The sequence below is a fragment of the Pseudomonas sp. GD03858 genome, from assembly GCF_029840925.1.
Taxonomy (GTDB): Bacteria; Pseudomonadota; Gammaproteobacteria; order Pseudomonadales; family Pseudomonadaceae; genus Aquipseudomonas.
On the sequence record NZ_JAOCDM010000029.1, the window covers coordinates 43668 to 51776 of the forward strand.

Sequence of the window (8109 nt, forward strand, 5' to 3'; positions counted from 1 at the left end):
GCGCCGGGAGTGGCGCTGCTGGAGGACATGCTGCACTGGATCGCCCGACAGCAGAATCAGTGCCGGGAGCAATCCAGTATTTCGTCAGATGGAATAATCATACTCGCGGGGCAGGCCCGTTCCCACGCGCTCGCGATGGCGATCTCAATGACGGTGCTGTTTCTGGTACTGATACAGCCCCCGCGCCGCCTCGACCACCAGCGGCACACAGGCCTGGTGCTCATCGAAGCTCATCGAGTCGAGCAGCTCGAAATTGTCTTCCAGCCCATGCAGGGAAATGGCCTTGAGCAGACGATCCTGCTCCGGCGGCAATTCGCTCCACTCGGCCACTTGCGTGCCGCGCATGTAGCCGAAGCACCATTCCTCGAGAATGATCGCTGGACCTTCCTCGCCTTCGCTCTCCTCGAACAACGGTTCGAAGTGCTCGAGGTCGTTGGTCAGCTCTTCCGCGACCTGGTTGGCATAGCGCAGCATCAACGCGGTATAGGCCTCTTCATCGGCGGGCTTCTTGAACTTCGGCACCTTGCCGCCAGCGACAACGGGTAACCACTGCTCGGGGTTGACCTTGGCAGGGGAGCTGGCCAAGGCGGTGAAGAAGCCGTTGAGCTCGGCCAGGTTGAGCACCGAATAATCGTTGCCGTAGGTGATCAGCAGGTCTTCGAGACGGTCGAGTTCTTTTTCGCTGAGTGCGGGGAGCATGGGCGGGTGTCCTGGGGCGGAGATTTGCCTGCACCCTAGCACAGGCAACGCTTGCCCGCTCCCATCGCGGGAACGGGCATCGGACTATTGCTGCAGCCAGTGCGCCAGATCGGCCTGCCGCCCGGTACCGATCAGCAGCCACAGCAAGAGTCGGCACTTGCGCGGGCAGAGCCAGCCGGCCATGTGCAGGCCCCGGGCCTGCAGGTCGATCTCGCCGCCGATGAACCCATAGGTCCCCAGGGCCGTCGGGCCATTGCCGGTACGGGTGGCGATGATCACCGGCATGTTGCCAGCGATGCTCCCCAACGCCTCGGCCCAGACCTCGGAGACATGGCCTGCGCCGAATCCGGCAACCACCAGCCCTGAATAGCCCAGGCCACCGAGGGCTTGCAGCAGCCTCGTATCGGCATCGAGGCAGGCCTCCAGCAGGACGACCTGGTGATCCACCTGCACCGGCAGGGGTAACACCCGCCGTGGCGTGGCAGCCTGGCGATAAATTGGGCTGCCCTCCACGACCTCCCCTATCGCCCCTGCACCGGGCGACTCGAAGGCCGCCATCGCCAGGCTGGCAGTCTTGCGCACCCGCGCAGCCAGGTGGATCTGGTCGTTGATCACCACCAACACGCCACGCCCCCGGCTGCCATCGGCTATTGCAACCTGCACCGCCGCCAACAGGTTCGCCGGACCATCCGCGCCCGGCTGGCTGGCCGAACGCATGGCGCCGGTCATGATCAGCGGGGTGTCATGGGGCCAGAGCAGGTCGAGGAAATACGCGGTCTCCTCCAGCGTATCGGTGCCTTGGGTGAGGACCACGGCCTGGGCCCCCGCTTGCACTTGCGCGTTTGCCCAGACCAGCGCGTTCAGCATGTCGCTGAACGCCAGCGAGGCGCTCGGCACCAGGCATAACGTGGCGGTGCTGATCTGCGCCAGTGCCTGCAGTTGCGGTAGGGACGCCAATAGCGCGGCGCAATCGAGCCGGGGTGTCACACCCTGCCCCGGCGCCCCGGATTGCATGCTGACCGTGCCGCCCAGGCTGCCGATCGAAACGCGTGGTGATGTCATGGGTTACCTCCGGCAAGCAGGCCGACCAGGGGCACGATGCCCAGGGTGCTGATGGCCATGGACAGGACATTGCCGATATAGCCGTGCATGTAGCCTGGCAGACGCCGGCTGATGGCCACGGCAAGCGGTGGCGCGATCAGCGCGCCGAGCACGGCGCTGGCGACGATCACCTGCCAGCCACCGCCCAGTGTCAGCACGGCGGCAGGCACGATCGACACGATGGGAATATAGGTCGGATACCAGCCCCGTTCTTGCCATTGCCGCCGCCAGAACAGCACACCGACCAGCGATGCCAATGCCTGCCCGGCGACCATCTGCAGCACCAGTTGCGATCCATAGGCCGGTGCCGCCGGGGCCAATACATAAGCCAGCAAGACGCCCAGCAGCAAGCCGAGGCTGGCCAGTTCATTGCCGAAGAACGGCGCTTCGCTGAAATCGGCCAGTACCCGACGCAAGGTCCAGACCACGCCATAGTCCGGCTGGCTGGCCGTCGCGGCGACCGCTGAGCGCTGTCCATCGCGAACCAGCGCCGGAAAGCGCTTGCACAGCAGGAACGCCAGCACGCTGGCCAGGGCCATGCCACTGACATTGCCGATCACCACCGGCAACTGCAGCGGGTAGCACAGGTAGTTGACCAGTAGCAGGCTGGCCGGCGTGACCAGCACGGCACCGAGCAGCGCGCCATTGATCGCGACGCGCCAACCACCGCCAAATAGCAGGACCATGGCCGCCGGCAGCGAGACGAAGGCGACGAAGGTCGGCTGCCAGGCACCACCCTCCAACGTCCAGCCCCACAACGCATGGCTGAGCAGCAGGCCGAGCAGCGAGCTGATGATCAGCCAGGGCCACAGACCAGTGCCGTAGCAGATGGCAAAGCCTTGCCAGCGATACCCGCGCTGCTGGGCCCAATGCGCGAGGCCCGCCCCCAGCAACAGCCCCAGAGCCGGCAACTCGTGCTTGTAGAAGGCGACCTCGCTGATATCGCCGACAATCCAGCGCAGCCTGCTCAGCGGCTGGTCGAGGGTGGCGACAAGCTGCGCATAGTCGGGCCATCCACCCAGCATCAAGCTAGCAACGCAAAGCAATGCCAGACCGGCGAGTATCAATGACGACGACCGTTGTCGTGGTAATGAAAGGCGCTGTTCCATACCCCCTCCTCAACGTGGCATCGGCGCATGCAGCCGATAACCCAAGGTGGCGTCATAGAGGTCGGTACGCCGATCACGCGGCAGGTCGTTGAGGCTGTTCCAGATCGGCGCCGAGCGGGCGGCGCTGAGGTCGACGTCGGCATAGAGGATGCACTCCTCCTCGGCACTGGCCACCTCGCCGATAGGCCAGCCGTTGGTGCCGGCAATCAGCGAACAACCGAGGAAGCGCCCGCCCCGTTCGCAGCCGATGCGATTGGCGGCGGCGATATAGACATTGTTGACGTGGGCTGCTGTCATCGTCAGGTACGAGGCCATGCAGCGCCCGGCTTCGTCGAACAGCGGCGGCGGCGTCCAGACCCAGTTGTTCAGGCTGCAGATGATGTCGGCGCCCTGCGCGGCCATGAGCCGTGGCACCTCCGGGAACCAGATGTCCCAGCAGATCAGCAGGCCGATGCGGCCGATGGGCGTTTCGAACACCGGGAAGCCCAGGTCTCCGGGGGTGAACCAGAGCTTTTCCTGGTTCCACAGGTGCGCCTTGCGATAATGCCCCAGCAGCCCATACGGACCGAAGAGCACGGCGCTATCAAAGAGCTTCAGGCCGTCACGCTCGGCGAAGCCTGCGGCCAGATACACCTGCTGCTCACGGGCGAACTCCGCCCAGGCCTGCAGGGATCGTCCATCGGACAGTGACTCGGCGTGGGCATAGGCTTCGGCGCGAGAGTTGAAGGTGTAGCCGGTGTTGGCCAGTTCCGGCAGCACGCTCAGGTTCGCCCCTGCGCGTGCGGCGCGGCGGGCCAGGGCCAAGCCATGGCTGAGGTTGCCATCGCAATGGTCCAGGCCGACCTGAGGGTCGTACTGGACGACGGCAATTCGCACGGGGCTGACGGGAGTGGCGTGTTCCTGCATGGCGGCTTCTTCTTCTGGTTGTTATGGAAGGCCGCCAGTAGAACGGGCATGGCGTATGGAGCGACAGTCAGCACTGTCCTCTGGAATTGAGGGAGATTGCGAAAATACGTGGAGGAGCACTCCTACAAAGTTGTTTCAAAACGCCTGTCGAGGCACCTGATAATGCGGATAGTGCTCAAGGGAGAAACGCCCGTTGAAGCGCGCACCGGTGTTGTGGCAGAGGTTGATCACCGTATCGATGGCAGTCCGCAAACATGGCTCGGTCCAGCCGGCATCGACAGAGAAAGATTCCCCGGCGAGGTAGAGCCCTGAATAGGCACTTAGGTCGCGGTTGTACTTCATCAGGTTTACCGCTTCGTAATAGGCTCCCGCCCGGTACAATTTCGCACAGCCAAGTGCATTCCTGTCTGTCATCCATCTTTGGATACGGGTGTTTCCAAGATCGATATGCGGCGAGATGGGCTCGCCTATGTTGGTGCAACGCAACAGAATCCGATCGAGTTCCGCTACGCATTTTTCCACAAGCTCCGCGTCTGAATACGCCGCCAGCTTGGTGGCATCGTCCTCCCAGGTGTAGCTGAGCAGGATGCAATCACAGGTGTGCTGATCGTTGTAACGGTAGGCATAGACATCGTGCACGAAGCTGTCGTTGACCAGGATCTGCGGCAGATGGGGATACTGGTCGAGAAAGCTTTTACGCAGCGGCGCATAAACCTTGCAGCTGGTCTCCCAATGGGCGTGCTTCCAGGCCTCGACAATGACCGCTGGCAGCATGCTCCGGGAGAAGCCCTCCAGGCGCATCCCTGTTTCGATCAACCAGGATGGCGTGGTAAGCACCACGCTGTCGAACACGTCACTCATCGGCTGAGCCTTGGTGTCATCGCTGTGCCGCCAACGGTAATCGACGCGGATACGGCCATCGGCCAATTTGTGCAGGCCATGAACAGAGCTGTCCGTCAGCAGGCCATCCTTACGCGCCACGCATTGGCTGTACAAGGATTCGCCCAAGCCAGCGATGCCCATGAACAGCAGGGCCTCATCCAACGCGGCGATCCCCAGGTAGGCAGGAGCCTGGAAATGCAGGCCCTTGCTGTCGGGCACAGTCTCGACATCCTGATACGGCGCAGCAAGCACTCGCCCCATTTCGTCTACACGCCCATGCACAAGCTGCAGATGGCTGCTGAATCCGAAAATGGCAGTACGTAGCGGATAGAGGCAACACACGTCGTAGAAGGCCCCCCAGCTGCCATCTCCGATACCGATTGCATAGAAGATCGCCGACTCGTCACTGTCCATGCCAAGGCCACCGAAATCGCCTGGATTGCTGGGGTCCCAAGCCTCCTGGGCCGGCAGCAATACCAGGTCACGGAACGACAGCCTGTGATATCGCTCGACGATTGCCGACCACATCGCCAGCCAACCTTCTGTGCCGTAAATGGCGGCCACCTGTTCGGCGAAACGCTCGGCAAAGCGCCGCCACTTGCCATGAATTCTCTGTAGTGCCGCAGTAGGTGGCGGGCTGTGACCTTCGGGATTCTTCCAGATCAGCAGTTTCGGATCACTCTCCCCTTCAAGTTGGCCTTCACGCAGGTAGATACCCGTCGCATTGACCCACGGCGTACCAGGGTTGGGGAAGTCGGAAAGCCGCAGGTCGAACAGATCTGCGTAGTAAGCCATCAATGAATGGCCTGCCTTGGGCGGCTCGCCGGTTCGGTTGAAGAACGGCATGCGCATGGCGCCCGTCTCGAAGGGGGCGATGTGTGCTGGTGGCTTGTCAGCAGAGGGTGACACGGTGAGATGACGTCCCCCGATACGCCGGGCTTGCTCGATCAGGGTGATCTGGGTGAAACCACAGCGCAGCAGTTCACGTGCGACGGTGAGGCCGGTGACGCCAGCACCGACAATGCAGATGCGATGTACAGGACGAGCAGCCTGGGCAATGCCGCCCAGTTGTTCGACGAGACGTCGGTAGTCGAAACACAGGTCAGGCGGGTTCGGGAAACGTGCGGCCCATGGCAGCACTGGAGTGTGAGACTCGACGGCAAGGTCGGCGGGATGGTTGTGCGTTGATCCGATGGTCATCGGTCTCGGGTTCTCAGGGTAGGTGAAGAGCCTGAGCATGCCGAGAGCAGAGAGGTGGGGATCGGTAGATGTGTATTGTGGTGCAGCGTACGTTGTTGCCTGCACTTACGCTGTCGCGGGACAAGCCCGCTCCTACAGGGACCGCATAATACCTGTAGGAGCGGGCTTGTCCCGCGATTGGTCGTCAGCGTTTAGACCGCCAGCGCGCGCTCACGCAGCTCGCTGTTGAGGATGCGGTCGTTCTCGCTGTAGTCCACCGGGCAGTCGATCACGTGCACGCCAGGGGTCTTGATGCAGTGCTCGAGCAGCGGCAGGAAGCCTTCGGCGCTTTCCACGCGGTGGCCGTTGGCACCGTAGGCTTCGGCGTACTTGACGAAGTCCGGGTTGCCATAGTCCAGGCCGAAATCGGTGAAGCCCATGTTGGCCTGCTTCCAGCGGATCATGCCGTAGCCATCGTCGCGCAGGATCACCACGGTCAGGTGCATGCCCAGACGCACGGCGGTTTCCAGCTCCTGGCTGTTCATCATGAAGCCACCGTCGCCGCAGACCGAGATCACCGGGCGATCCGGATACACCAGGTGCGAGGCCATGGCCGACGGCAAGCCGGCGCCCATGGTCGCCAGGGCGTTGTCCAGCAGCACGGTGTTGGGCTTGTGGGCCTTGTAGTTGCGGGCGAACCAGATCTTGTAGATACCGTTGTCCAGGGCAACGATGCCTTCGGACGGCAGGGCGCGACGGATGTCGGCGACCATGCGCTGCGGGTAGATCGGGAAGCGGTCATCATCGGCGCCCTCGGCGATCTGCGCTTCGTTCGCTTCGCGGATGGCCATCAGGCGGGTGAAGTCCCAGTGGCTGGTGTCGGTCAGCGCTTCGCTGATCTGCCACACGGCGTTGGCAATGTCGCCGATCACTTCCACCTGCGGGAAGTACACGGCATCCACCTCGGCCGAGCGGAAGCTGACGTGAATGACTTCGGTGCCGCCACGAACCATGAAGAACGGTGGCTTCTCGATCACGTCGTGGCCGATGTTGACGATCAGGTCGGCGGCTTCGACGGCGCGGTGCACGAAGTCACCGGACGACAGCGCGGCGTTGCCCAGGAAGCGTGGGTGGCGCTCGTCGACCACACCTTTACCCATCTGGGTGGTGATGAACGGGATACCGGTCTTGTCGATCAGCTGCTTGAGGACCTTGGCGGTCATCTTGCGGTTGGCGCCGGCGCCGATCACCAGGATCGGGTTGCGGGCGTTCTGCAGTTTCTGCACGGCGGCTTCGATGGCCACGTGCTCGGCCAGCGGGCGACGGTGCAGGCTGCGCGGAATCGGCAGGGCGTCGGTCTGCTCGGCGGCGATGTCTTCCGGCAGCTCCAGGTGCACGGCGCCCGGCTTCTCTTCCTCGGCCAGGCGGAAGGCTTCACGCATGCGCGCAGGAATGTTGTCGGCCGAGGCGAACTGGTGGGTGTACTTGGTGATGGGGTCCATCATGCCGCACACGTCGATGATCTGGAAACGGCCTTGCTTGGACTTCTTGATCGGCTTCTGGCCGGTGATCATCATCATCGGCATGCCGCCCAGGTAGGCGTACGCACTGGCGGTCACCAGGTTGGTCGCGCCAGGGCCGAGGGTCGACAGGCTGACGCCGGTCTTGCCGGTCAGACGGCCATAGGTGGCGGCCATGAAGCCCGCGGATTGCTCGTGGCGGGTCAGCACCAGCTTGATCTTCGATTTGCGCAGGGACTCGAGCAGGTCGAGGTTTTCCTCACCAGGAATGCCGAACACATATTCGACACCTTCGTTTTCCAGGCATTGCACAACGACATCGGCGGCCTTGGCCATCTTGCTTCTAACCTCAAGTAATAGGACGGTGAAAGTCCAGAAATGCGCAGCACGGTACGCTGGCATCGCTCGGTCCGGGTGCCAGGATTGCCCCGAACCTAAGCCTTGACGCAGGGTAGGTACGGGGAAGTCACGTAATTGTGACGGCAATATTGTCGCACCTGTGGCGCACCGATGTGAGGTAGCCGACGAGCAAAGGATATTTGCATGTTCGTCAGCAAACGGATGCCTGTGTAGGAGCGGCCTTGTGTCGCGAAAGGGCTGCGAAGCAGCCCCGGCGATATCTGCTTGATGCATAAATCCTGGGGCCGCTACGCGCCCCTTTCGCGACGCAAGGCCGCTCCTACAGGGGGCGGTTTTGGTTTGGCGGATGCGGA

At 62.7% G+C, this 8109-nt stretch carries 6 protein-coding genes; all 6 read right to left on the minus strand.

All coding sequences use genetic code 11. The annotated features are described in order from the left end of the window. Positions 1-144: 144 nt before the first annotated feature. The 6 genes from N5D48_RS10705 to N5D48_RS10730 all read right to left on the minus strand — a co-directional run bounded on the left by N5D48_RS10705 (position 145) and on the right by N5D48_RS10730 (position 7732). Entirely contained in the window at positions 145-699 is a 555-nt protein-coding gene (locus N5D48_RS10705) for a UPF0149 family protein (protein ID WP_279883913.1), read from the minus strand. A gap of 84 nt (positions 700-783) precedes the next feature. Next, positions 784-1761: an asparaginase gene (locus tag N5D48_RS10710; RefSeq protein ID WP_279883915.1), complete on the minus strand. Its 978-nt coding sequence runs from the start codon at positions 1759-1761 to the stop codon at positions 784-786. Further along, positions 1758-2825, minus strand: coding sequence for a hypothetical protein (locus tag N5D48_RS10715; protein ID WP_279883917.1), 1068 nt, complete (start codon positions 2823-2825; stop codon positions 1758-1760). The genes N5D48_RS10710 and N5D48_RS10715 overlap by 4 nt, the downstream gene beginning before the upstream one ends. A gap of 93 nt (positions 2826-2918) precedes the next feature. Beyond that, positions 2919-3815: a nitrilase family protein gene (locus N5D48_RS10720; protein ID WP_279883919.1), complete on the minus strand. Its 897-nt coding sequence runs from the start codon at positions 3813-3815 to the stop codon at positions 2919-2921. Between the two features lie 135 nt (positions 3816-3950). After that, positions 3951-5897: an FAD-dependent oxidoreductase gene (locus N5D48_RS10725; protein WP_279883921.1), complete on the minus strand. Its 1947-nt coding sequence runs from the start codon at positions 5895-5897 to the stop codon at positions 3951-3953. A 191-nt stretch (positions 5898-6088) separates the two neighbouring features. Beyond that, complete coding sequence (locus N5D48_RS10730; protein WP_279883923.1) at positions 6089-7732, minus strand: acetolactate synthase large subunit; 1644 nt, start codon at positions 7730-7732, stop codon at positions 6089-6091. Between the last annotated feature and the right edge of the window lie 377 nt (positions 7733-8109).

Excerpts from the sequence above, each read along its gene's own strand:
- N5D48_RS10725 (WP_279883921.1), bottom strand. The coding sequence starts at position 5,897 with ATGACCATCGGATCAACGCACAACCATCCCGCCGACCTTGCCGTCGAG.
- N5D48_RS10710 (WP_279883915.1), bottom strand. The coding sequence starts at position 1,761 with ATGACATCACCACGCGTTTCGATCGGCAGCCTGGGCGGCACGGTCAGC.
- N5D48_RS10730 (WP_279883923.1), bottom strand. The coding sequence starts at position 7,732 with ATGGCCAAGGCCGCCGATGTCGTTGTGCAATGCCTGGAAAACGAAGGT.
- N5D48_RS10720 (WP_279883919.1), bottom strand. The coding sequence starts at position 3,815 with ATGCAGGAACACGCCACTCCCGTCAGCCCCGTGCGAATTGCCGTCGTC.
- N5D48_RS10705 (WP_279883913.1), bottom strand. The coding sequence starts at position 699 with ATGCTCCCCGCACTCAGCGAAAAAGAACTCGACCGTCTCGAAGACCTG.
- N5D48_RS10715 (WP_279883917.1), bottom strand. The coding sequence starts at position 2,825 with ATGCTGGGTGGATGGCCCGACTATGCGCAGCTTGTCGCCACCCTCGAC.